Raw genomic sequence first — 21,616 nt, 5'->3', positions numbered from 1 at the left:
CCATGACGGCCCCTGCCGACCGCCCCTACCACCACCTCGATGGCATCGCGCGCGACCTGTGGCGCTGGTCGGTGGTCTGCAGCGGCGGCACGGCCGAGGCCCGGCTGGCCCAGGCCGCACCCTGGCACGACGCGCTGCTGGCCGGCCGCCTGCCCGACGCCGCGCTGGACCTGGACGACCCCGAGGCCGTCGCGCCGCTGCGCCGCCTGCTGACCGAGCTCGACCTGCTCGCGCTCACCCAGGGCAACACCTCGATCGCACGCCAGATGCTGCAGAGCTTGCTCTGGCACCTGGACAGCCTGATCGAACGGCCCGCCAGCGAGACGCGTGCCGAGGCCATCGTCCGCATGGCCGACGAATTCCGCGAGAACTGGACCCTGCAGCGCCAGGGCTGGGAAGAGGCCATGTCGCTGCTCAAGTCGCTGGGCGACCCCTCGCACCTGAACTGGGACGACCTCAAGGGCCAGCTGAGCCGCCGCGAATGGGCCGACGCCCGCCGCATCGGCAGCCTGCTCGAAAGGCTGCCGGCGCTGGCCCAGTTCATCGACGGCGTGGGCCGGCGCCAGCTGGCCGCGCACCAGCCGCTGGCGCGCACCGCCACGCCGCAGGCACAGGCCGCCGACCACGCGGCGCAGCGACCCACTGACGACGACGAGCGCCGCCCCGAACCCACTGCCGTAGACGGCGTGCACCGCTCGCGCGCCCTGGCGCGCATGACCGGCAGCGAAAGCCTGAATCTGACGCACCCGGTGCTGCGCCGCCTGTGGCGCGCCCGGTTCGCCGAGGCCCAGCTGCTGACCTACGACGATCGCGCGCGCGAACCGCGGCCGAACCCGCGACCGCAGCCCGATGGCGCCGCCGCGCGGCAACAGGATGCCCACCTGGGCCACGGACCGCTGATCGTCTGCCTGGACACCTCGGGTTCGATGCAGGGCGCGCCGGAGAACGTGGCCAAGGCCTGCGTGCTGCAGGCCCTGCGCAGCGCTCACGCGGGGGAACGCCCCTGCCGGCTGCTGGCCTTCGGCGGCCCGGGCGAGCTGCTGGAGCGGCCGCTGACGCGCGACGCCGCCGGCCTGGACGCGCTGCTTGATCTGATGGGCCAGGCTTTCGACGGCGGCACCGATGTGCAGACCCCGATCGAGCGCGCCATCGAACAGGTGCAGCAGCAAGGCTGGCAGGACGCGGACGTGCTGATCGTCAGCGACGGCGAGTTCGGCCTCACGTCCGCCACGCTGACGCAGCTGCGTCAGGCCAAGGAGCGGCTGGGCCTGCGGGTGCACGGCATCCTCATCGGGGACCGCGAGACGATTGGTCTGGTGGAGATCTGCGACGCCCTGCACTGGGTGCGCGACTGGCGGCGCTACGGCCAGGCCAGCGGCGCAGCAGCGGAAGGATTTTCACCGGTGCACAGCCGCAGCCTGACCGCGATGTACTTCCCCAACGCAATACGCCGCTGATCGTGCGTTCTGCGCACGCCCTGCAGCGGGTGACGAATGGAGGGAACCCGACCCTTGAACCGGCAGTCAACAGCCCACACTTCTGTCCGTCCGGATGGTCCGGACCTTGAGTGCTTTGGAGGTCAACTGGTATGTGGAAACGTCTGTCGGTGCTCTGGCTGGCCGTGCGCGGCGACGCGAAACGGCTCTGGTATGCGCTGGGCCATCCGGAAGCCCCGGCCTGGCTCAAGGCCGGCACGGCGGCCATCGTGCTCTACCTGCTCTCGCCCGTCGATCTCATTCCCGAGATGATCCCCATCCTCGGCGTGGTCGATGACCTGGTCATCGTCCCGACGGCATTGCGCTGGCTGCTGTCGCGGCTGCCCGCAGACATCCGGGACCATGCAGAAGCGCGCGCCAGCGGCGCGAAACCTCAGTCCCCCTGGAAGCCAGCGCGCCGGTAGGTCAGGACGAGCGTGTCCCGCCAGCCCAGTTCGCCCGCCACCAGCGGCTGGATGGGCGTCGTTTCGTGGATCACCCGCGCGTCGTCCAGCAGAAGCAGCGACCACGGCTCGGTCAGCGTGAAGCGCTGACCCGCCGGCCCCTCGGCCTCGAAGACCCGGCTCTCGCCGCCTTTGATGCGGTGGCGTTCGAGCATGAACACGGCCACCAGGTCCACGCCATCGCGGTGCGCGCCTTCGGGCGTTGGCCGGCCGATGCCGTCGGTGGTGTCGATGCGGAACGGATGTGCCTCCACATACCAGGGACGCGCGCCGTGCAGCGCCGACACCGCCTCGCCGACCCGCACCAGGATGCGCCGCCACAGCGGATCGGCGCGCAACTCCGCCGCCATGGGCTCGAACCAGCGCTGCATGCCGCCGTGCAGGGCGTTGTATTCCAGGGGCTGCCAGTGCGCACGGTGCGGTGATTCGGTGACCTGCGCACCATCCACGACGAAGCAGCTGTGGCGCCGGCGGCGGTAGCGCCCACCGTCCTTGAGGTAGGCGTCGGCTGGCAGATCGCTCCAGGCCCCGTGCAGGCGCTCCAGATCGGCCGCCGATGCGTCCAGCCAGGCCGCCACCTCGTGGGCGCCCAGCAGGCTGAAGCCCTGCCGGGCAAGGTCTGCGTCGGATTGTGCGAGGGAGGAATAGGGAGGGTCGAAGGCGCGTGTCATGCGGGCAGTGTAGCGGTCTGCGCTGGGGCAAACCCTGGCGAAAAACGGCCGAACGCCGCCCGATCCGCGCGAAAGTTCTGCGCTGGATCAAGGATCGGCTGCGTGCACGCTGTCAAGCTGTTTTCAACTGACGGAGGTGCCGCAATGAACACTGTTGAATGGTCCGAAACACTGCTGCTGGACTTCCCGCCCATGGACGAGGTGCACCACACGTTCGTGGACCTGCTGGCGCTGGCGCAGGCCGCGCCCGACGAGACACTGCCGCAGGCCTGGTCGGCGGTCATCGACCACACGGTCCGGCACTTTGGCAACGAGGACGACTGGATGAGGCGCACGCGCTTTGCCGCCGCAGACAACCACATCATGCAGCACAAGGTGGTGCTGAACGTCATGCGCGAAGGGCTGGGGCTGGCACGCGCCGGCAACATGGCGGCGGTGCGGGAGATGGCGGGTGAGCTGGCGGTCTGGTTCGCCAAGCACACCCAGACCCTGGACGCCGCGCTGGCCCTGCACATGCGCTCGGTGCAAAGCGACGCACCCGCCCGCCGTACAAACCGTGCCAACGAGCACCCAGTGTCGGCGCCCTGACCCGACGGCCCCCGGGGTCTCCGGGAAAACCATGTAAACCCTGTATGCGCGCATGGTTATATTGATTTTTATCAACAGGAGACCCCATGGCCGAGGCCTTGCACGCGCACGCAGTTCCCGCTTCTGCTACCGAGGCCGAAGCGGCGGAGTCCAACGAAGACCAACCGGACAACGGGCAGGACGCCCGCGGTCCTTCGGTGTTCTCGCTGCCGCTGGCGACGCTGTCCGCCGGTGATCCGCTGCGCTGGCTGAAGCTGGGCTGGGAAGACTTCCGTCGCTGCCCGCGCATTGGACTGTTCTACGGGCTTTGCTTTTTCCTCATGGGCCACGCGCTGCTGGCCGTGTTCCAGAACGCGCCGGCCTATGTGCTCGCGCTCAGTGCCGGTTTCCTGCTGATGGGCCCGTTCCTCTGCCTCGGCCTGTACGACGCCAGCAAGGCCTTGCAGACCCAGGACCACCGCCCGTCACTGCGTGCCTCGCTGCAGGCCTGGCGGCCCACCAAGGGCACGATGGCGATCTTCGCGGGCGTGCTGCTGATCCTGGAGATGCTCTGGGGCCGCGCCTCGCTGGTGGTGTTTGCAGTCAGCTTCAACACCATGCCCGAGAAGGCCAACATCCTGGCCATGCTGATCGACCCGGAGAACATCGGCTTCCTGGTCACCTACATGGTCGTCGGCGCGGTGTTCGCCGGCCTGATCTTCACCACCAGCGTGATCTCGATCCCGATGATCATGGACCGCCAGGTCGATGCCATCTCTGCCGGCCTGACCAGCATCCGCGCGTGTCTGCAGAACCCGGGCGTGATGCTGCTGTGGGGCGCGCTGATCACCGGCATCATCCTGCTAGCCATGCTGCCGGCGTTCCTGGGTCTGTTCGTGGCTGGCCCCGTGATCGGCCACGCCACCTGGCACGCGTACAGGCACATCGTCCCGAAGGAGTGAGCCGCGCTCACTCCTTTTCCTGCAGCAGGCGCCACATCACCTTGCCACTGCCGCTCTTGGGCAGCGCGTCGACGAACTGCACCACGCGTGGCGCCTTGTAGACGGCCATGTTCTCGCGGCACCAGTCGATGATGTCCTGCTCGGTGGTCTGGCCGCGCGCGGCCTCGCGCAGCACCACCACGGCCTTCACGCTTTCGCCGCGGTAGTCATCGCGGGTAGCGATCACGCAGGCCTCGGCGATCGCCGGGTGCTTGAACATCAGCGCCTCCACCTCGGCCGGCCAGACCTTGAAGCCGCTGGCGTTGATCATGCGCTTGAGCCGGTCGGTGATGAAGAAGTAGCCGTCTTCATCCACGCGCCCGAGGTCGCCGGAACGGAAGTACTTCTGGCCGTTGAAGTCGATGAAGGCAGCCGCGGTCGCGTCGGGCCGCTTCCAGTAGCCGCTGAAAACCTGGGGGCCGCGGATGATGATTTCGCCGGCTTCGCCGGTCGGCATCTCCTGAAGCGTGTCGGGGTCGACCACGCGGGCGTCGGTGCTGAGGAAGGGAATGCCCAGGCACTGCTGCTTGGGGTTGTCGGCCGGGTTGTTGTGCGACGGCGCCGCGGTCTCGGTCAGGCCATAGCCCTCGGCGTACCGCAGACCGAACTGCTCGAACAAGCGCTGCGCCACCGCCTGCGGCATGGCCGCGCCGCCACCACCGATGAACACCAGGCTGGAGAGGTCGTACTGGTCGAAGCGCGGGCTGGCCAGCAGGTCGATCACCATGGTGGGGATGTTGGTCCAGTGCGTGACCTTCCAGTGCGAGATCAGGCGGCCGGCCAGTTCGCGGTCCCAGCGCGGCATCAGCACCAGGGTGGTGCCGGTGTAGACCCCGCAGTGCATGCCCACCACCATGCCAGTGATGTGGAACATCGGCACCACGAGCAGCGCCACGTTCTCGTGCGTGCCACCGGTCCACAGCTGCCCGGCCACGGCGTTGTGCATGATCGATGCGTGGGTGTGCATGCAGCCCTTGGGCAGACCCGTGGTGCCGCTGGTATAGGGCAGCACGGACAGATCCTCGGGCCTTCGGTCGTGCACCGGCGGCGCGGCGCTGCAGGCCAGCGCCTCGGACCAGTCGGCCACCGTGCCGCCCGCCAGCGCCGGCAGCGGGTGCCGGGTGGCCAGCCAGTCGGCCCAGGCCGGGGGGATGTCGGCGTCCGGTCCGATGGCGTCGTGGTAGTGAGCCACCACCAGGTGCGACAGCCGCTGCGCTTCGGGCAGTTCGGCGCTGGCCTTGAGCAGGTCGCCCGCCAGATCGGCGGCCGCGATGGCCACCTTCACATCCGGGTCGGTGATGTAGTGCTTGAGCTCCTCGGCCCGGTTCATCGGGTTGACCGGCACCACCACCGCGTTGGCCCTCAGGATGGCATAGTGCGCCACCACCCACTGCGGGCAGTTCTGCATGAACAGGATGACCCGGTCACCGGCCTTCACACCCCGCGCATGCAGGTGGGCCGCCAAGCGTTCGGCCTGTGCGTGCAGCTCGCGGTACGAGGTGCTGCGGTCGAAGAACACCAGGGCCGGCTTGTCGGGGTAGCGCCGCGCGCTGACCTCGAGGTTGAACCAGAGCGAGGTGGCCGGCGGCGTGATGGCGTGCGGCAGCCGGCGCGGCCAGAAGCGGTGGTGCGGACGCAGGCCGGCGGGTGCGGCACTGGTGGTGGCTGGGTTCGTCATGGCTTGTCTCCTGATGTGCCTTTTTTCCAGCATACGAGCCGACGCTGCAAAAAGGAAAGCACGCTTGTCACTGCCGTGACGGCCCGCAGACTGCCATTTGGCATGGAACCTGCTGAGGTCATGGAGGCGGACACGAGGTTGGATCGGCGGGCCATGCAGTCATACATTCTTCGCATAGTTTTCCCACGTAAACCCCGATGTCCCGGCCCACTGGGCGGTAATACATTCGCTCAGCGGGTGCGGGGTGCTCCGATCTGGTGCGCTTCGCCCTTGGCTGTTCACAACTTCCCTACAAAACGGAGTGACCGATGAAATTGAATTCCCTCAAACTGACCGCCCTGGGACTGGGCGCCGCGGCGGCCCTGATGAGCCTGCCCGCCCATGCCGGCAAAACGGTGGACGCCATCAAGGCGCGCGGTCAGCTGATCTGCGGTGTGAACGTGGGCCTGGCAGGCTTCTCCGCCGCCGACAGCAATGGCAACTGGACCGGTCTGGATGTGGACTACTGCAAGGCCGTGGCGGCCGCGATGCTGGGTGATGCGAACAAGGTCAAGTGGGTGCCGCTGACCGCCCAGCAGCGCTTCACCGCCCTGCAGTCGGGTGAGATCGACGTCCTGGCCCGCAACACCACCAACACCCTCTCGCGCGACGCCTCGCTGGGCCTGCACTTCGTGGGCGTGAACTACTACGACGGCCAGGGCTTCCTGGTCAACAAGGGCAAGATCACCAGCGCCAAACAGCTCAAGGGCGCCACCGTGTGCGTGCAATCCGGCACCACGACCGAGAAGAACCTGACCGACTTCTCGCGCGCCAACAACCTGGGCATCAAGGCCGTGGTGTTCGAGAAGCTGGAAGCCTCCACTGGCGCCTACTTCTCCGGCCGCTGCCAGGCCTACACCACCGACGCCTCGGGCCTGGCCTCGATCCGCGCCAAGGAAGCCAAGGACCCGGCCGCCCACGTCATCCTGCCCGACCTGATCTCCAAGGAGCCCCTGGGCCCGATGATCCGCCGCGGCGATGACGAGTTCTTCGCCATCACCAAATGGGTGCTCAACGGCCTGATCGAAGCCGAGGAGTACGGCATCACCCAGGCCAACGTCGACCAGATGAAGACCAGCACCGACCCGCAGGTCGGCCGCATGCTGGGCACCACGGAAGACCTGGGCAAGCACCTGGGCCTGGACAAGGAATGGCTGGCGCGCGCCATCAAGGCCGTGGGCAATTACGGCGAGAGCTTCGAACGCAATGTCGGCCCGAAAACGCCGATCAACCTGCCGCGCGGCAAGAACAACCTCTGGAGCAACGGCGGCTTCATGTACGCCGCTCCGCTGCGCTGACCCGTCAACACACGGCACTTGGCCGTCGCAGGCACAAGTGTTCTATGAACTTCGTTCGTAGGGCACTTGTGCCATTTTTTTAGCCTCTCCTGCCCGGAGCTTCCAACATGTCCCAAACGACCATGATTGAGGCGCGCCCCATTCCCGCCAGAAAGCGGCGCTCGATCTCCTGGAACAGCCGCGAAGGTCGCGGCGTCATCTACCAGGTGGTCGCCATCGCCTCGGTGGCCACCCTGATCTGGCTGCTGGTCCGCAACACGCTGCGCAACATGCGCGAACGCGGCATCCAGAGCGGCTACGACTTCATGGGCCAGCCCTTCGGTTTCGACGTCAGCGAAACCATGATCCCGTACGACGTCATGAGCACGTACTGGACGGCCTTCTCCATCGGCCTGCTCAACACGTTGAAGGTGGCCGTGATCGGCATCGTGCTGGCCACGATTCTCGGCACACTGATCGGCGTGGGCCGCTTCTCCGCCAACTTCCTGGCACGCAAGATCTGCTACGGCTATGTGGAGTTCTTCCGCAACGTGCCGATCTACCTGCAGCTGCTGATCTGGTACATCGTCTTCACCGAAATCCTGCCGCCCTTCGAAGAGGCTTGGCAGGCCGGCCACTTCTACCTCAGCAAGGGCGGCTTCTCCTTCCCCTGGCCGGTCTGGAAGCTGGGCCAGACGCTGGCGCTCGTCGGCCTGCTGGCGGGTGTGGTGGGGTCCTGGATGTACGCCCGCAAGGCCAGCAAACACTTCGACCTGACGGGTCAGCAAAAGCCGGTGCTGCTGGTGTCGCTGGCGCTGATCGTCGGCCTGGCGCTGCTGGGCTGGCTGGCCGGTGGCGCACCGACCGGCTGGAACCTGCCGGTCAAAGGCGCATTCCAGATTGAAGAAGGTGCGGCCTTCAGCCCCGAGTTCCTGGCCCTGCTGCTGGGCCTGGTGACCTACACCGCCTCGTTCATCGCCGAGATCGTGCGCTCGGGCATCTCGTCGGTGTCGCTGGGCCAGCACGAGGCCGCGGCCTCGCTGGGCCTGAGCAAGCGCCAATCCATGCGCCTGGTGGTGCTGCCGCAGGCGCTGCGCGTGATCATCCCGCCGCTGACCAGCCAGTACCTGAACCTGACCAAGAACTCCTCACTGGCGGTGGCCATCGGCTACCCCGATCTGGTCTCGATCGCGAACACCACGCTCAACCAGACCGGCCGGGCCATCGAGGCACTGTCGATCGTGATGCTGGTGTACCTGACGCTCTCCCTCCTCACCTCGGCGTTGATGAACTGGTTCAACGCCAGCGCCGCCATCCAGGAGCGCTGACATGCAAAGAACCTACCAACCGATCGAAGCCCGGCCGATGCCAGGGCAGCAGACTGGCGCCATCGCCTGGCTCAAGACCAATCTGTTCTCCACCCCGGGCAACAGCCTGATGACCTTGGCGCTGGTGGCGGTGACAGCCTGGGCCCTGTCCCACGCGCTGGACTGGAGCGTGTTCAACGCCGTGTTCGGAGCCAATCTGGAAGCCTGCAACAACCTGCGCGGCATCGGCGCCTGCTGGGGTGTGGTCGCCGAAAAGGGCCGCCTCATCGTGATGGGCCGCTACCCCGACACCGAGCACTGGCGCCCGGTGATCGCTACCGCGCTGATGCTGGGCGTGGTGGTCGCCAGTTGCATGCCGCGCTTCTGGAACAAGGCGCTGCCGCTGGTCTGGGTGGTGATGCTGGCCGTCTACTTCACGCTCATGAAGGGCGGCGTGCTGGGCCTGACCGAGGTGCCCACCGACCAGTGGGGCGGCCTGCCGCTGACCGTGATGCTCACCGTGGTGTCGATGACCATGGCCTTCCCGCTCTCGATCTTCGTGGCGCTGGGGCGGCGCTCCAACATGCCGGCCATCAAGACCCTGTGCACGCTATACGTGGAGCTGATCCGTGGCGTGCCGCTGATCACGGTGCTGTTCATGGCCTCGTTCATGCTGCCGCTGTTCATGCCCCACGGTGTGAGCATCGACGTGCTGATCCGGGTGGTGGTGGGCATCACGCTGTTCTCGGCGGCCTACATGGCCGAGGTGGTGCGCGGCGGCCTGCAGGCCCTGCCCAAGGGCCAGACCGAAGCAGCCGCGACCCTGGGCCTGACCTACTGGCAGACGCAGCTCAAGATCGTGCTGCCGCAGGCGCTGACCACCGTCGTGCCTTCGCTGATGAACACCTTCATCGGCATGTTCAAGGACACGTCCCTGGTGACCATCGTCTCGCTGTACGAGCTGACCGGCGCACTGGCGCTGGCGCTCAACGCCGACGCCGACTGGCGCCCGTTCAAACTCGAAGCCTATTTCTTCATCACGCTGATCTATTTCGTGTTCTGTTTTGCCATGTCGCGCTACTCGCTCTGGGTCGAGAAGCGAACCGCCGTCAGCAAGGTCCGCTGAGCACCGAACACCTTAATAAAGAAAGCCTCTCATGAATTCGCAAGAAGCTCCCATCATCCAGTTCGAAGGCGTCAACAAGTGGTACGCCAGCAATGGCTACCACGTGTTGCGCGACGTGAACCTGAGTTTCGCCAAGGGCGAGAAGGTCGTGATCTGCGGCCCGTCCGGGTCAGGCAAGTCCACGCTGATCCGCTGCGTCAACGCCTTGGAGGAATACCAGCAGGGCAAGCTCACGGTGGACGGCACCGTCGTCGGCGACGACGTCAAGGGCATCGACAAGGTGCGCCGTGAGGTCGGCATGGTGTTCCAGCAGTTCAACCTGTTCCCGCACCTGACCGTGCTGGAGAACCTGATCCTCTCGCCCACCTGGGTGGCCAAGATGCCGCGCAACGTGGCCATCGAGAAGGCGATGGTGCAGCTGGAGCGGGTGCGCATCGCCGAACACGCCAACAAGTACCCGCTGCAACTCTCCGGCGGCCAGCAGCAGCGCGTGGCGATCGCGCGCGCACTGTGTCTGACGCCCAAGATCATGCTGTTCGATGAGCCGACCTCGGCGCTCGACCCGGAGATGATCAAGGAAGTGCTGGACGTGATGATCGGCCTGGCCGACCAAGGCATGACCATGCTGTGCGTGACGCACGAAATGGGATTTGCCAAGGCCGTGGCCGATCGCGTGATCTTCATGGACCAGGGACAGGTGGTGGAACAGAACACCCCCGAGGAGTTCTTCAACCACCCGCAGACCGACCGCAGCAAGGACTTCCTGTCCAAGATCCTGGGGCATTGAAGGAGCGCCGCCATGGGCACCGATCCCTCCGCTCGGCTGGCGGCGCTGGCGCAGTCCCTGGATGCGCTGCGCCGCGGCGAGCTGTCGCTGCAGGACTTTTCGGCAGCGGCACGTGGCGACACCCTGTTGCTGGCCGCCCTGCCGCCGCGCTACGCCGAGGTGCTGAACAACCTGCTGGACCGGCTGGAAAGCAGCGCGCTGTTCAGCGAGGAGAGCTGCTCCTTCAGCCAGAACGACCTCACCGGCGCGGTGCAGCACTGGATCGACAAAGCCGGCGCCACACTGGCCGGTGGTCGCTGAGGACGCGGCCCGCGCATTCAGACGTGCCGCCGCGGGCCCGCCGAGGCGGCTTCCGCCAGGGGCGCATCGGCCCGCTCGTGCAGGGCTTCGATGATGTGGCAGTGGTCGTCTGAGCCGTCGCACCGGTCGCGCAGGCCGCGCAGGTCTTTCTCCAGCGCGCGCAGCTCGGCCAAGCGCTCGCGCACATGCGCCAGGTGCTCGTCCAGCACCTCGCGTGCCCGCTCGCAGTCGGCCTTGCGCCCCAGGTCCAGTGACAGCAGCGACCGCACCTCCTCCAGCGACATGTCCATCGCCCGGCACAGCCGGATGAAGCGCAGGCGGTGCACGTCGTCCTCGCTGTAGAGGCGGTAGTCGTTGTCGGCACGGGCCTGCGGCGCCAGCAGCCCCTCGCGCTCGTAGTAGCGGATGTTGGCCGCGCCCACGCCACTGCGGCGCGCGGCCTCGCCGATCTTCCACCGGGGTTCGTTCGAGAGTGCTGACGACATGGGGCTTGACCTTGAAGTGACTTGAAGGTTTCCAATCGTGGCACGAATTCACCTCCAGCGAAAGGAACCCATGTCCTGCGAATGCCACGACCACTGCACCATCGAATCCCGGGGCCGCGACAGCGTCACCAACCCGGCCTGGCGCCGCGCGCTCTGGATTGCCTTGGTGCTCAACCTCGCGATGTTCATCGTCGAGCTGGCCGCCGGCCTGCAAGCCGACTCGGTGTCGCTGATGGCCGACGCGGTGGACTTCGCCGGCGACGCGGCCAACTACGGACTGTCGCTGGCCGTGCTGGGCATGGCTGTGGTCTGGCGCAGCCGTGCGGCCCTGGTCAAGGGCCTGTCCATGACGGCCTACGGCCTGTTCGTCATCGGCAAGGCGGCCTGGGTGCTGCACAGCGGCACCGTGCCCGAACCGCTCACCATGGGCGTGGTGGGGGCCATCGCACTGGTGGTGAACACAGGGGTGGCGGTGCTGCTCTACGCCTTCCGCACCGGCGACGCCAACATGCGCAGCGTCTGGCTCTGCTCGCGCAACGACGCGCTGTCCAACCTGGCGGTGATGCTGGCGGCGCTGGGCGTGTTCGGCACCGGATCGGCCTGGCCCGACCTGGTCGTGGCCGGCGTGATGGCGGTGCTGGCGCTCAGCGCCGGGGTCACGGTGGTTCGGGAGGCCCGGCGCGAACTGGCCGCGGTGCCCGCCTGAACTTTCCTCGCCGGGACGTATCATCCACCCCATGCGCCGCTGGTTCGTCGTCCTCCTCATCGTGCTCCTGCCCTGGCGGGCCTGGGCCGGCGACGTCATGGTGCTCTCGATGGCTGCCCCGGAGCAGGTCCAGACAGCCGCGGTCATCGGGACAGCCACCTCGCCCCACTGCGCCGACCACGCAGCCGCCGACCCCGCCACCCCTGGCCAACCGGCGCTGCACGCCGTCTGCGACATCTGCAACGGCCCGTTGCTAGCGACCACACCCTGGGCGGCCACCGGACCAGAGCCGCTGCCCCCCTCGCGCCTGACCGCCGGCGCCGTGCGCTTTGCCAGCGCCCTGCCCCACCCGGGGCACAAGCCGCCCATTTCCTGACTCACCTACCCGTGGTGCGTCCGCTCGCTGGTCGGGCGGCGCATTGGTTCGTGACGTCAGGAGATTCACATGCATGCAATGAAGCGGGCCTGGCCCGCCGTCGTCGCGCTCGCCGTGCCGTGGTGGTCGGCGTGGGCGCAGACACAGACACCGACCCCGCCTGAAAACCCGGCCCTGAACGAAGCCCGGCAACAGTGGCGCGAGGCCAACGAGCGCGTGGGCGAGTTCCCGCGCGGGCACATCGACCTGCTCAAGTGGGAGCAGCGCAACCTGCCACCTGCAGCCACTCCGGCCCGGACCGGACCGGTGCTGACCGCCGACGAAGCGGTGCGCCGCGCCCTGCGGCTGCAGCCTGAGCTCTTCGGCGCCGCGCCTGCCAACCCTGTGATCGCCCGCGAACGGCACCAGTCCCTGCTGGCCCACATCACCCGGGTGCGCCAGGCCTGGCAGGACGCGGTACTGGCCGCGCAGACGCTGGCGCTGCAGCAGGCGCGCAGCGAGGTGGCCGACAGCGGCGCCGAGCTGGGCCGGCGCATGGTGCAGGCCGGCAACTGGAGCCAGGCCCGTCTCATGCGCGAACAGGTGACGCAGGCGCGCGAAGGCCTGGCCCTGGTGCAGGCCCGGCAGGCCGAGCGCGGTGCGCGCGAGCGCCTGGCGCGCGAACTGGGGCTGACCAGCGCCGGCGAGGTCGCGGCGCTGGCGCAGCAGTTGCCCGCCGAGCTGCCCGAGCCGCCCGCGACCCTGGATGCGCCGGACATCGACGCCACGGCCGCCCGGGTCCTCGCCGCCGACGCGGCGCTGCAACAGCGGCGGCTCGACACGGCGCGCCAGGTCGGTGCCCTGCCGGACGGCCTGCTGGAGCACCTGGCCCGAGCCCGTGAAAGCGCCGTGGCCGCCCTGCCCGCCGACGGCCTCCCATCCACCGCCCCGGTCATCACCGACACCCGCCTGACGCGCGAGCACGCGCTGGGCGAAGCCGCCGAGGCCCAGGCCGCCCTGGCCCGCGCCGAAGCGGATCGCCGCTCGCAGGCGCGCGAGGCCTGGGGCCGTCTGCAGGACCAGCACGCCCTGGCCCGGCAGACGGGAACGCTGATGCTGCCGCTGGTCACCGCGCAGGAGCAGGAAACCCTGCTGCGCTACAACGGCATGCTGCAAAGCACCTGGGACCTGCTCGACGCCACGCGCGAGCGCCTCTCTGCTACCGCCGCCGCTGCACAAGCCCGTCACGCCTACTGGACCGCCTGGCTCGACTGGCAGCTGCTGCTGGCCGGCGGCCCTTACCGGGCCACCGCCACCGATGCCCCGTCGGCCTCCGCCGGCACCGCTTCCGAGGACCACTGAGATGCAACGACGCCATTTCTTCACCGGCGCCGCCACCGCGCTCGCCGCCGCCAGCGTGGGCCGCGCCGCCCTCGCCGCCATTCCCGAGGCCGTGCAGCAAACTTCGGCCGACACCGCCCCGCCCTGGACACCGCCCGGCGTCACCGGCGCGGGCCGCCCCTACAGCCCGGTGCTCACGCTCAACGGCTGGACCCTGCCCTGGCGCATGAACAACGGCGTCAAGGAGTTCCACCTGGTGGCCGAACCCGTGGTGCGCGAAATGGCGCCCGGCTTCCTGGTCAACATGTGGGGCTACAACGGCCAGAGCCCGGGCCCTACCATCGAGGTGGTCGAGGGCGACAAGGTGCGCCTGTACGTGACCAACCGCTTGCCCGAACACACCGCTGTGCACTGGCACGGCCAGCGCCTGCCCGCCGGCATGGACGGCGTGGGTGGCCTGAGCCAGCCGCAGATCCCGCCGGGCAAGACCTTCGTCTACGAGTTCGAGGCCCGGCGCCCCGGCACCTTCATGTACCACCCGCATGCGGACGAGATGGTGCAGATGGCCATGGGCATGATGGGCTTCTGGGTCACGCACCCGAAGGGCAAACACCCGCTCATCAACGAGGTGCAGCGCGACGTCTGCTTCCTGCTCAACGCCTTCGATGTCGAGCCCGGCAGCCGCACGCCCCAGGTCAACACCATGCTGGAGCAGAACATCTGGGCCTGGAACAGTCGCGTCTTTCCGGGCATCAGCCCGCTGGTGGCGCGCCTGGGCGACCGGGTGCGGGTGCGCATCGGCAACCTGACCATGACCAACCACCCGATCCACATCCACGGCATCGAGTTCGAGGTCACTGGCACCGACGGCGGCCCGGTCCCGAAAACCGCGCGCTGGCCCGAGGTGACGACCGACATCGGCGTCGGCCAGATGCGGCAGATCGAGTTCATCGCCGACGAGCCCGGCGACTGGGCCATGCACTGCCACAAGAGCCACCACACCATGGGCGCCATGGGCCATGGCGTACCGACCATGATCGGTGCCGACCATCGTGGCCTGGTGCAGAAGATCCAGCGACACACGCCGGACTACATGGTCATGGGCGAGCGCGGGATGGCCGACATGGGCGAAATGCAGATGGAGCTGCCTGAGAACACCTTCCCCATGATGACCGGCACCGGCCCCTACGGCCCGATCGAGATGGGCGGCATGTTCACCACCCTCAAGGTGCGCGCCGACCAGAAGCCCGGTGACCACAGCGACCCGGGCTGGTACGCCATGCCGCCCGGCACGCAGGCGCGCGAGGTGCCGACGCCGGGCGCCACTTCGCGCGCCCCAGGCAGCGCTGCCGATCCCCAGACCCCGGCCGCCGCGTCCGCCCGCAAGCCGGCGGGCCACCACAACCACTGAACCACATCGACACCATGACCCCTTTTACCCTCCACCGACGCCGGCTGCTGCACACGCTGGCGCTGCTGACGGCCCCCGCCCTGTTGCCCGCTACCGTGCGGGCCCACGGCGACAGCCATGCCGGCGGCCCGCGCGAAGTCGTGCGCGAACAGAAGCCGTGGGGCATCGCCGCCGCTCCGACCGAGGCCGCGCGCACCATCGACATCCGCATGGACGACAAGATGCGCTTCACGCCCTCGCACCTGGATGTGCGCGAAGGCGAGACGGTGCGCCTGCGCATCGCCAACCGCGGCAAGCTGCTGCACGAACTGGTGATCGGCACGCGCGAGGAGCTGCAGGCCCACGCCGAGCTGATGAAAAAGCACCCCGGCATGGAACACGACGAGCCCTACATGGCCCATGTGAATGCCGGCAAACGCGGCGAGATCACCTGGACCTTCAACCGCCCGGGCGACTTCGAGTTCGCCTGCCTGATCGCCGGCCACTTCGAGGCCGGCATGCGCGGCACCATCCGCGTCACCCCGAAATCCTGACCCCCCTTTTCATATATAGAGCACACCATGCAACGACGTTCCCTCCTTCTCGGCGCCACCGCCCTGCTGGGCGCCACCACCCTCGCCGCCCGCGCCGCGGCACCCGCGACCAAGACCGACGCCCTGCCCGTGATGCAGGTCTGGAAAGACCCGAACTGCGGCTGCTGCAAAGACTGGGTCAGCTACCTGCAGCGCGACGGCTTCCAGGTGCAGGTCTTCGAAACAGGCAACACCGCGATGCGCCAGCGCCTGGGCATGCCGCAGAAGTTCGCCTCCTGCCACACCGCACTGATCGGCGGCTACGTGATCGAAGGGCATGTGAACGCCCCGGAGATCCGGCGCCTGCTGGCCGAAAAGCCCCAGGCCCTGGGCCTGTCTGTGCCGGGCATGCCCATTGGCAGCCCCGGCATGGACGGCCCCGAGTACGGCGGCCGCAAGGACCCCTACGACGTGGTCCTGGTCCAGCGCAACGGCAGCAGCCGTGTCTACCAGTCCTATTTCCGCACCTGACCCCTGGAGCCCCTCATGACCCACTTTCTGCGCACCCTCATCGCATCCACCAGCCTCGTCACCACGCTGGCGGTCGCCGCCGATCCACTGCCGCTGGTCGACGCCGAAGTCCGCAAGGTCGATACGGCGGCCGGCAAGATCACGCTCAAACACGGCGACATACCGAACCTGGACATGCCGGCCATGACCATGGTGTTCCAGGTCAAGAACCCGGGCACCCTGCCCCCTCTCAAAACGGGCGACCAGGTTCGCTTCCGCGCGGAAAAAGTCAATGGCGCCTACGTGGCTTCTGACATCGAACCCAGGCGCTGAGCCCCTCGAACAGCGGGCATTTGCTGGCGCTGCTTGGTCCTTTGCACACCCTGGGGGGTTCCTAGACTAGAGGCACCAAAGGTCTCAATTTGAGACAGACGGCCTCAAGTCGGACAAGCCACATGACGAAAAGTCACTCAGCGAACTCCAAAGGAACTCTCTCATGCGCACCAATCTGCCCGTCACACAGCAAGAGTTCGTCATCCCGGATGGCGTCACGCTGGTCTCCACCACCGATCTGACCAGCCGCATCACCTACTGCAACCCGAACTTCGTCTCGGTCAGCGGGTACAGCAGGGAAGAGCTGATCGGCCAGCCGCACAACCTGGTGCGCCACCCCGACATGCCGGCCGAGGCTTTCCGCGACATGTGGGCCACCCTGCAGAGCGGCTCGCCCTGGAGCGCGCTGGTCAAGAACCGGCGCAAGAACGGGGACCACTACTGGGTGATGGCCAACGCCACGCCCATGCTGGAAAACGGCCAGGTCACGGGCTACATGTCGGTGCGCACCAAGCCCACCCGCGAGCAGGTCGAGGCGGCGGAGTCGCTGTACGCCCGCATGCGCGCCGAAGCCGAATCAGGGCAACGAAGCCTGGCGCTGCGCCGGGGCCATCTGGTCCGCACCGGCTGGCGTGGCAAGCTGCGCGACTGGACACGCCCCACCCTGGGCCGCAAGCTCTCGCTGCTGACCCTGGGCCTGGCGTTCGGCGTCCAGTTCCTGGAAAGCGCCACCGAAGGCATGCCAGAGTGGGTGCATCTGGCCGCGGTTGCCGTGACCGCCATGGTCTCGCTGGTGGCCGCCGCGTTCATCAAACGCATGCTGGTGGCGCCAGTCGAACAGGTGCTGGCCTTCGCCAACCGGATGGCCGCCGGTGACCTCTCGGCCCGACTGGAATCAAATCGGACCGACGAAATCGGCGAGCTGATCCGGGCGCTCAACCAGCTCAATGTGAACCTGATGGCGGTGGTCACCGACGTGCGCCACGAGGTCGAGGGTGTGCAGGTGGCCTCGGGCGAAATCGCCAGCGGCAACCAGGACCTGTCGGCGCGCACCGAGTCGCAGGCCAGCAGCCTGGAGGAGACAGCTGCGTCGATGGAAGAGCTCACCAGCACGGTCGAAAACAGCGCCAACTCGGCCCGGGAGGCCGCGACACTGGCCGGCAAGGCCTCCGACGTGGCCCGCCAGGGCAACGAGGCCATGGGTGCGGTGGTCCAGACCATGGGGGACATCAGCCGCTCGTCCAGCCGCATCGGCGAAATCATCCAGGTCATCGAAGGCATCTCCTTCCAGACCAACATCCTGGCCCTGAACGCGGCCGTGGAAGCGGCCCGGGCGGGCGAACAGGGCCGCGGCTTTGCCGTCGTGGCCGGCGAGGTGCGCAGCCTGGCCCAGCGCACCTCCGAAGCCGCCAAGGAAATCAAGCAGCTGATCGACGACTCCACCACCCAGGTGCGGCGCGGCAGCGAGCTGGTCAACAACGCGGGCAGCACCATGGGCCATGTGGTCGATGCGGTGCAGCAGGTCAACACCCTGATCGGCGAGATCACCAGCGCCGCGCAGGAGCAGACCATGGGCCTGGCGCAGATCAACCAGGCCATCGGCCAACTCGACTCGGTCACGCAGCAGAACTCGGCCATGGTCGAGGAGCTGGCCGCCGCGGCGTCCTCGCTCAAAGGACAGGCCACCGTAATGCAGGAATCGGTGAAGGTGTTCCGCCTGAACAGCGCGTCGCGCTGACCGTCACGGGCGGACAAGCCGCCCGTGCTAAGGTAGCGCGATGCCCCACAACATCCGCTACACCCTGCTGTCGCTGCGCGATCTGCTGGCGTCGATCGGGCCCTTCGCGCTGCTGACGCTGCTGCTGCTGGCACTCACCTACTGGTGGCTGGACCCGAACCCGCCCAAGCGCGTGGTGCTGGCCACCGGCCCGGCGCAGAGCGCCTACGACGAGTTCGGCAAACGCTACGCCCAAGCCCTGGCGCGCTACGGCATCACCGTCGAACTGCTGCCCTCCCAGGGCTCCTCGGCCAACCTCGAATTGCTGCGCACCGGCCAGGCCGACCTGGGTTTCGTCCAGGGCGGCAGCGCCGACATTGGCTACGACGACGAAGAGGCCATCACCTCGCTGGGCAGCCTGTTCGTGGAACCCCTGTGGCTGTTCTACCGCGAAGACTCGGCGCAGCGGCTCAAGCAGAGCCCGACCATCCAGTCGCTGGGCGACCTGGTCGGCTGGCGGGTCAACGTCGGCACCCCGGGCAGCGGCGTGCCGCGCCTGTTCTCCACCCTGCTGGACGTCAACCGCATCGACCGCCAGCAGCTGCAGCTCAGCGAGCTGGAGCAGACCCCGGCCACGGTGGCCTTCCTGGACGGCCAGATCGACGCCATCGTGTTCGCCTCCGCCCCCGAGTCGCTGATGGTGCAAATGCTGCTGCAGTCGCCCGGCGTGCGCCTGCTCAACTTCTCGCAGAGCGAGGCCTATTCGCGCCGCTTCGGCTACCTCACACCGGTGGTGATGCCGCAGGGCGTGGTGGACCTGTCGAAGAACATCCCCGAGACCGACATGCACCTGGTCGCCTCGACCACCAGCCTGCTGGCCGGCGCCAAGACCCACCCGGCGATCCTGCAGCTGTTCGCGCAGACAGCCACCGGCCTGCACAGCGGTGGCAGCTGGTTCAACCGGGCGCGCGAATACCCGAGCCTGGAGCACAGCGAGGTGCCGATCTCGCCCGAAGCGGTGCGCGCGATCAAGAACGGCCCACCGTTCCTGCAGCGCTACCTGCCGTTCTGGCTGGCCAACCTGGTCGAGCGCATGTGGCTGGCCATGGGCCTGATCCTGGCGCTGGCCCTGCCGCTGTCGCGTGTGGTGCCGCCGCTCTACACCTTCCGCATCCGCTCGCGCGTGTTCCGCTGGTACGCGGAGTTGCGCAGCATTGAGCAGCGGTTCACCGAGCCGGGCGATGCGCCGGTGCCGGTGGACGAACTGGTCGAGCAGCTCGACCGGCTGGAGGCCCGGGTAGAGCAGGTGGTGGTGCCACTGTCGTACACCGACGAGCTCTATGCCCTGCGCAGCAACATCGGGCTGGTGCGCAAGAAGCTGCTGCGCAAGGGCTGAAGGCCCGAACGGGCAGGCGCCTCAGGCCAGCTTGCCCGAGTTGACCCAGGCCAGCCGTGCAACGGCGGCCAGGGCTTCGTCCACCACGCCATGTTCGGCCACCACACGCAGCTGGCCGCTGGCTTCGAGACGGTCCATACCCTGCCGGGTGAGCGACACCGACTGCCCTTCGGCGGTGGCGAACAGGAACAGCGTGCGATGCGGACTCGCCCAGCGCAGCTGGCAACGCTGCACATGGTCCGTGTATTGCAGCTCTATCCAGGCGCCCACCGCCAGCGTGTCCCCGCTGCCCAGCGGCTGCCGGCAGGTGGCCGGCTCGGTGTCCGCGAATTCGGTGACCATCAGCTGGGTGTCGATGAACCCGGACTCCCGGGCCTCGTGGCCCTGCAGCCAGGGCTCCGGCGCCGCCGCGGGCTCCTCCTGGCGACGCAGGCCGGCTTTCAGCAACTCATCGCTGCGGTGCGACTTGTAGGCCGCTTCGTGCAGCCCCATCAGCGCCTGGAAGAAGGACTCGGCCTGCGGGCGGGGGAAGTCGATGGCGTCCAGCCCTTCCCGCAGCGTACGCAGCACCACTGGCACCACGCGCACCAGGCGCGGCCGGTTCTGGCTCGCCTGCGCGAGCTGGCAGGACCAGAGCAGATCGGTGAGGATGCCCATGTAGCGATCCGAAGGTGCATCGCACGCCTCCAGCAGATCGGGTTGCGCCGCCAGCTCCCCCAGGATGTCGGCAGACAGGCGGGCATGAGCCACCGCCTGCGCCCAGGGTCCGCACAGGAAGCGCTTGACCAGGGCGGGCGCACGTCCGAAATCGTCCCGCGCCCGGATCTCCCGCGCCACCCGTTCGGCCAGCAGGTGCCGCTGCTCGACGCGCACCAGGGTCTGCATGGCCGGGCCCTGGTCGGTCAGCCCCAGGGACTCCATGCGCTGCATGCAGGCCACCACGCGCTCGGGCAGGTCGGCCGACAAGGCCTGCAGCGACTGCACCGTGTGCAGCACCTGCCCGGCGAACTCGCCGAACCCGGTGTCCTGCTCGTGGATGTAGGCCAGGCTGCGCGCGGTGATCGCGTCCAGCAGACGGCGGGCCGGGTTGTCGCGGTCGGCGAAGAAGCGCGGATCGGTCTTGGCCAGGTGCAGCAGCGCAGGCTTGAGCTGCATCACCAGATCCCGCACAGGCGTCAGCAGCCGCCGGTCTTCGGCGATCGTGCGCAGCATCAGCGTCACCACCTCGGCCGCCAGCGTCCGCACCAGGGCATTGCCCGAACCCGATGCGCCATGGTCGGACACGCCGGCACCGCCCTGGGCCAGGTTGCCCACCAGCAGCCTGTGCAGGTGGTCCAGCGTCAGCACCAGCGGGGCACCGTCGGCATCCGCGCCGGACGGGCGGTCTTCACCATGATCGGACACAGACGTATGGACCGGGCGTGCCGGCAGCACCGTGGGCACCACCACATAGCCGGCCGGCTGCACGCCGTCCGCCTCCAGGTGCCGCACCAGCGCGGCGTAGAACCGGCCCAGTTCCTGCCCCAGCGACACGGCACCTGCATGCAGCCAGTGCAGCCGTGCCGCTTCGTCGATGCGCAGTTTGGCCAGCACCGCCATCAGGGTGTCGATGACGACATCGGGTCGCAGCGGGTTCGCCTCTGCCCGCACGGTGCGCAGGCCGCGCGCGGCGCTGAGCAGGGCGCTCAGGGTGATCAACTCGTCCTCGACCGCCATCTTGACCACCTGCTGCAGCCGGGCCAGCTCCACTGAGGCCTGCACCTCGTGGTGGTCCATCAACGTCAGATCGTCCAGGCTGAGGGAGGCCCTTGGCTTGCGGGAAGCGGCCGTTGGCGAGCCGTTGTCGCGCGCCACGTCGGCGTGAACCGCACTGGAAAACGCCGTCACCAGACTGTCTGCGAGCTGGCCTCGGCATTCGATCAGCACCGAGCGCGCGTGGCCGAAGGCGCGCTTCTCGTGTGTGGCACCAGTCGCCTCCCGGTGCACCAGAGCAGCATGCAGCAGATCCAACCAGCGCGGAATCCACTCGCCGGAGAGGACCAGCGCAGCCTTCAGGCAGCTGTCAAAAGGGGTGTAGGTGCGGGCGTTCATGGGGTGGAGAGCACAGATCGTTCGGTCGGGACCTCATGACCGAGGATTGTGGGCAACCCCACCGGGC

General features: G+C 68.1%; 22 protein-coding genes. 18 read left to right on the top strand and 4 right to left on the bottom strand.

Features of this window, described 5'->3' with window-relative positions; genetic code table 11:
- Positions 1–2: 2 nt before the first annotated feature.
- Positions 3–1,457 (top strand): VWA domain-containing protein, encoded by a 1,455-nt coding sequence (locus tag ACFOPI_RS06630; protein WP_382172306.1) that lies wholly within the window; start codon positions 3–5, stop codon positions 1,455–1,457.
- A gap of 131 nt (positions 1,458–1,588) precedes the next feature.
- A complete protein-coding gene (locus ACFOPI_RS06625; RefSeq protein ID WP_382172304.1) occupies positions 1,589–1,900 on the top strand; it encodes a YkvA family protein in 312 nt (103 codons plus the stop codon).
- Here the strand turns inward: ACFOPI_RS06625 and ACFOPI_RS06620 are convergent.
- On the bottom strand, positions 1,870–2,610 hold the full coding sequence (locus ACFOPI_RS06620) for a 2OG-Fe dioxygenase family protein (protein ID WP_382172302.1): 741 nt from the start codon (positions 2,608–2,610) through the stop codon (positions 1,870–1,872). The genes ACFOPI_RS06625 and ACFOPI_RS06620 overlap by 31 nt on opposite strands.
- Positions 2,611–2,754: 144 nt before the next feature.
- On the opposite strand from ACFOPI_RS06620, the gene ACFOPI_RS06615 reads away from it, so the two are divergent.
- The gene (locus tag ACFOPI_RS06615; protein WP_382172300.1) at positions 2,755–3,198 is read left to right on the top strand and encodes a bacteriohemerythrin; all 444 of its coding nucleotides are present in this window, start codon (positions 2,755–2,757) and stop codon (positions 3,196–3,198) included.
- A gap of 86 nt (positions 3,199–3,284) precedes the next feature.
- On the top strand, positions 3,285–4,139 hold the full coding sequence (locus tag ACFOPI_RS06610; protein ID WP_382172298.1) for a DUF2189 domain-containing protein: 855 nt from the start codon (positions 3,285–3,287) through the stop codon (positions 4,137–4,139).
- Between the two features lie 7 nt (positions 4,140–4,146).
- Here the strand turns inward: ACFOPI_RS06610 and ACFOPI_RS06605 are convergent, their stop codons facing one another.
- Positions 4,147–5,856, bottom strand: a complete 1,710-nt coding sequence (locus tag ACFOPI_RS06605) for a long-chain fatty acid--CoA ligase (RefSeq protein ID WP_382172296.1) — start codon at positions 5,854–5,856, stop codon at positions 4,147–4,149.
- A 365-nt stretch (positions 5,857–6,221) separates the two neighbouring features.
- On the opposite strand from ACFOPI_RS06605, the gene ACFOPI_RS06600 reads away from it, so the two are divergent.
- The 5 genes from ACFOPI_RS06600 to ACFOPI_RS06580 all read left to right on the top strand — a co-directional run bounded on the left by ACFOPI_RS06600 (position 6,222) and on the right by ACFOPI_RS06580 (position 10,692).
- Positions 6,222–7,193 (top strand): amino acid ABC transporter substrate-binding protein, encoded by a 972-nt coding sequence (locus ACFOPI_RS06600; RefSeq protein WP_382173072.1) that lies wholly within the window; start codon positions 6,222–6,224, stop codon positions 7,191–7,193.
- A 107-nt stretch (positions 7,194–7,300) separates the two neighbouring features.
- Positions 7,301–8,500: an amino acid ABC transporter permease gene (locus ACFOPI_RS06595; RefSeq protein ID WP_382172294.1), complete on the top strand. Its 1,200-nt coding sequence runs from the start codon at positions 7,301–7,303 to the stop codon at positions 8,498–8,500.
- A gap of 1 nt (position 8,501) precedes the next feature.
- A complete protein-coding gene (locus ACFOPI_RS06590) occupies positions 8,502–9,605 on the top strand; it encodes an amino acid ABC transporter permease (protein WP_382172293.1) in 1,104 nt (367 codons plus the stop codon).
- Between the two features lie 31 nt (positions 9,606–9,636).
- Positions 9,637–10,392 carry an amino acid ABC transporter ATP-binding protein gene (locus tag ACFOPI_RS06585; protein WP_066262178.1) on the top strand — a complete coding sequence of 252 codons (756 nt, stop codon included), beginning with the start codon at positions 9,637–9,639 and terminating at the stop codon, positions 10,390–10,392.
- A 12-nt stretch (positions 10,393–10,404) separates the two neighbouring features.
- Positions 10,405–10,692 (top strand): hypothetical protein, encoded by a 288-nt coding sequence (locus tag ACFOPI_RS06580; protein ID WP_382172291.1) that lies wholly within the window; start codon positions 10,405–10,407, stop codon positions 10,690–10,692.
- Positions 10,693–10,709: 17 nt separating this feature from the next.
- On the opposite strand, the gene ACFOPI_RS06575 is transcribed toward ACFOPI_RS06580, so the two are convergent.
- Positions 10,710–11,177 (bottom strand): Cd(II)/Pb(II)-responsive transcriptional regulator, encoded by a 468-nt coding sequence (locus ACFOPI_RS06575; protein WP_382172290.1) that lies wholly within the window; start codon positions 11,175–11,177, stop codon positions 10,710–10,712.
- Between the two features lie 70 nt (positions 11,178–11,247).
- Between ACFOPI_RS06575 and ACFOPI_RS06570 the strand changes: the two genes are divergently transcribed.
- The 9 genes from ACFOPI_RS06570 (at position 11,248) to ACFOPI_RS06530 (ending at position 19,458) form a co-directional block, all read left to right on the top strand.
- Positions 11,248–11,883: a cation transporter gene (locus ACFOPI_RS06570; protein ID WP_382172289.1), complete on the top strand. Its 636-nt coding sequence runs from the start codon at positions 11,248–11,250 to the stop codon at positions 11,881–11,883.
- A gap of 31 nt (positions 11,884–11,914) precedes the next feature.
- Positions 11,915–12,259, top strand: coding sequence for a hypothetical protein (locus tag ACFOPI_RS06565; RefSeq protein ID WP_382172287.1), 345 nt, complete (start codon positions 11,915–11,917; stop codon positions 12,257–12,259).
- A 69-nt stretch (positions 12,260–12,328) separates the two neighbouring features.
- The gene (locus ACFOPI_RS06560; protein WP_382172286.1) at positions 12,329–13,600 is read left to right on the top strand and encodes a hypothetical protein; all 1,272 of its coding nucleotides are present in this window, start codon (positions 12,329–12,331) and stop codon (positions 13,598–13,600) included.
- Position 13,601: 1 nt separating this feature from the next.
- The gene (locus ACFOPI_RS06555) at positions 13,602–14,990 is read left to right on the top strand and encodes a multicopper oxidase family protein (RefSeq protein ID WP_382172284.1); all 1,389 of its coding nucleotides are present in this window, start codon (positions 13,602–13,604) and stop codon (positions 14,988–14,990) included.
- A gap of 47 nt (positions 14,991–15,037) precedes the next feature.
- Positions 15,038–15,523, top strand: coding sequence for a cupredoxin domain-containing protein (locus tag ACFOPI_RS06550; RefSeq protein ID WP_382173071.1), 486 nt, complete (start codon positions 15,038–15,040; stop codon positions 15,521–15,523).
- 27 nt (positions 15,524–15,550) lie between these two features.
- Positions 15,551–16,033, top strand: coding sequence for a DUF411 domain-containing protein (locus ACFOPI_RS06545; protein WP_449272015.1), 483 nt, complete (start codon positions 15,551–15,553; stop codon positions 16,031–16,033).
- A 15-nt stretch (positions 16,034–16,048) separates the two neighbouring features.
- Positions 16,049–16,345, top strand: coding sequence for a copper-binding protein (locus tag ACFOPI_RS06540; RefSeq protein ID WP_382172282.1), 297 nt, complete (start codon positions 16,049–16,051; stop codon positions 16,343–16,345).
- A gap of 163 nt (positions 16,346–16,508) precedes the next feature.
- The gene (locus ACFOPI_RS06535; RefSeq protein ID WP_382172281.1) at positions 16,509–18,083 is read left to right on the top strand and encodes a methyl-accepting chemotaxis protein; all 1,575 of its coding nucleotides are present in this window, start codon (positions 16,509–16,511) and stop codon (positions 18,081–18,083) included.
- Between the two features lie 40 nt (positions 18,084–18,123).
- The gene (locus ACFOPI_RS06530) at positions 18,124–19,458 is read left to right on the top strand and encodes a TAXI family TRAP transporter solute-binding subunit (RefSeq protein ID WP_382172279.1); all 1,335 of its coding nucleotides are present in this window, start codon (positions 18,124–18,126) and stop codon (positions 19,456–19,458) included.
- 21 nt (positions 19,459–19,479) lie between these two features.
- Here the strand turns inward: ACFOPI_RS06530 and ACFOPI_RS06525 are convergent, their stop codons facing one another.
- Positions 19,480–21,549 carry a DUF1631 family protein gene (locus ACFOPI_RS06525; RefSeq protein WP_382172277.1) on the bottom strand — a complete coding sequence of 690 codons (2,070 nt, stop codon included), beginning with the start codon at positions 21,547–21,549 and terminating at the stop codon, positions 19,480–19,482.
- Positions 21,550–21,616: the final 67 nt, after the last annotated feature.

The sequence above is a fragment of the Hydrogenophaga luteola genome (assembly GCF_042648585.1).
Lineage (GTDB): Bacteria > Pseudomonadota > Gammaproteobacteria > Burkholderiales > Burkholderiaceae_C > Hydrogenophaga > Hydrogenophaga luteola.
Note: the sequence above shows the minus strand (reverse complement) of the source record. Positions and strands in the feature narration are given on the sequence as shown.

Coding starts and splice junctions, on each gene's coding strand:
- ACFOPI_RS06625 (WP_382172304.1), top strand. CDS start 1,589: ATGTGGAAACGTCTGTCGGTGCTCTGGCTGGCCGTGCGCGGCGACGCG.
- ACFOPI_RS06590 (WP_382172293.1), top strand. CDS start 8,502: ATGCAAAGAACCTACCAACCGATCGAAGCCCGGCCGATGCCAGGGCAG.
- ACFOPI_RS06540 (WP_382172282.1), top strand. CDS start 16,049: ATGACCCACTTTCTGCGCACCCTCATCGCATCCACCAGCCTCGTCACC.
- ACFOPI_RS06545 (WP_449272015.1), top strand. CDS start 15,551: ATGCAACGACGTTCCCTCCTTCTCGGCGCCACCGCCCTGCTGGGCGCC.
- ACFOPI_RS06595 (WP_382172294.1), top strand. CDS start 7,301: ATGTCCCAAACGACCATGATTGAGGCGCGCCCCATTCCCGCCAGAAAG.
- ACFOPI_RS06575 (WP_382172290.1), bottom strand. CDS start 11,177: ATGTCGTCAGCACTCTCGAACGAACCCCGGTGGAAGATCGGCGAGGCC.
- ACFOPI_RS06580 (WP_382172291.1), top strand. CDS start 10,405: ATGGGCACCGATCCCTCCGCTCGGCTGGCGGCGCTGGCGCAGTCCCTG.
- ACFOPI_RS06630 (WP_382172306.1), top strand. CDS start 3: ATGACGGCCCCTGCCGACCGCCCCTACCACCACCTCGATGGCATCGCG.
- ACFOPI_RS06605 (WP_382172296.1), bottom strand. CDS start 5,856: ATGACGAACCCAGCCACCACCAGTGCCGCACCCGCCGGCCTGCGTCCG.
- ACFOPI_RS06525 (WP_382172277.1), bottom strand. CDS start 21,549: ATGAACGCCCGCACCTACACCCCTTTTGACAGCTGCCTGAAGGCTGCG.
- ACFOPI_RS06535 (WP_382172281.1), top strand. CDS start 16,509: ATGCGCACCAATCTGCCCGTCACACAGCAAGAGTTCGTCATCCCGGAT.
- ACFOPI_RS06530 (WP_382172279.1), top strand. CDS start 18,124: ATGCCCCACAACATCCGCTACACCCTGCTGTCGCTGCGCGATCTGCTG.
- ACFOPI_RS06615 (WP_382172300.1), top strand. CDS start 2,755: ATGAACACTGTTGAATGGTCCGAAACACTGCTGCTGGACTTCCCGCCC.
- ACFOPI_RS06610 (WP_382172298.1), top strand. CDS start 3,285: ATGGCCGAGGCCTTGCACGCGCACGCAGTTCCCGCTTCTGCTACCGAG.
- ACFOPI_RS06585 (WP_066262178.1), top strand. CDS start 9,637: ATGAATTCGCAAGAAGCTCCCATCATCCAGTTCGAAGGCGTCAACAAG.
- ACFOPI_RS06620 (WP_382172302.1), bottom strand. CDS start 2,610: ATGACACGCGCCTTCGACCCTCCCTATTCCTCCCTCGCACAATCCGAC.
- ACFOPI_RS06570 (WP_382172289.1), top strand. CDS start 11,248: ATGTCCTGCGAATGCCACGACCACTGCACCATCGAATCCCGGGGCCGC.
- ACFOPI_RS06600 (WP_382173072.1), top strand. CDS start 6,222: ATGAGCCTGCCCGCCCATGCCGGCAAAACGGTGGACGCCATCAAGGCG.
- ACFOPI_RS06565 (WP_382172287.1), top strand. CDS start 11,915: ATGCGCCGCTGGTTCGTCGTCCTCCTCATCGTGCTCCTGCCCTGGCGG.
- ACFOPI_RS06560 (WP_382172286.1), top strand. CDS start 12,329: ATGCATGCAATGAAGCGGGCCTGGCCCGCCGTCGTCGCGCTCGCCGTG.
- ACFOPI_RS06555 (WP_382172284.1), top strand. CDS start 13,602: ATGCAACGACGCCATTTCTTCACCGGCGCCGCCACCGCGCTCGCCGCC.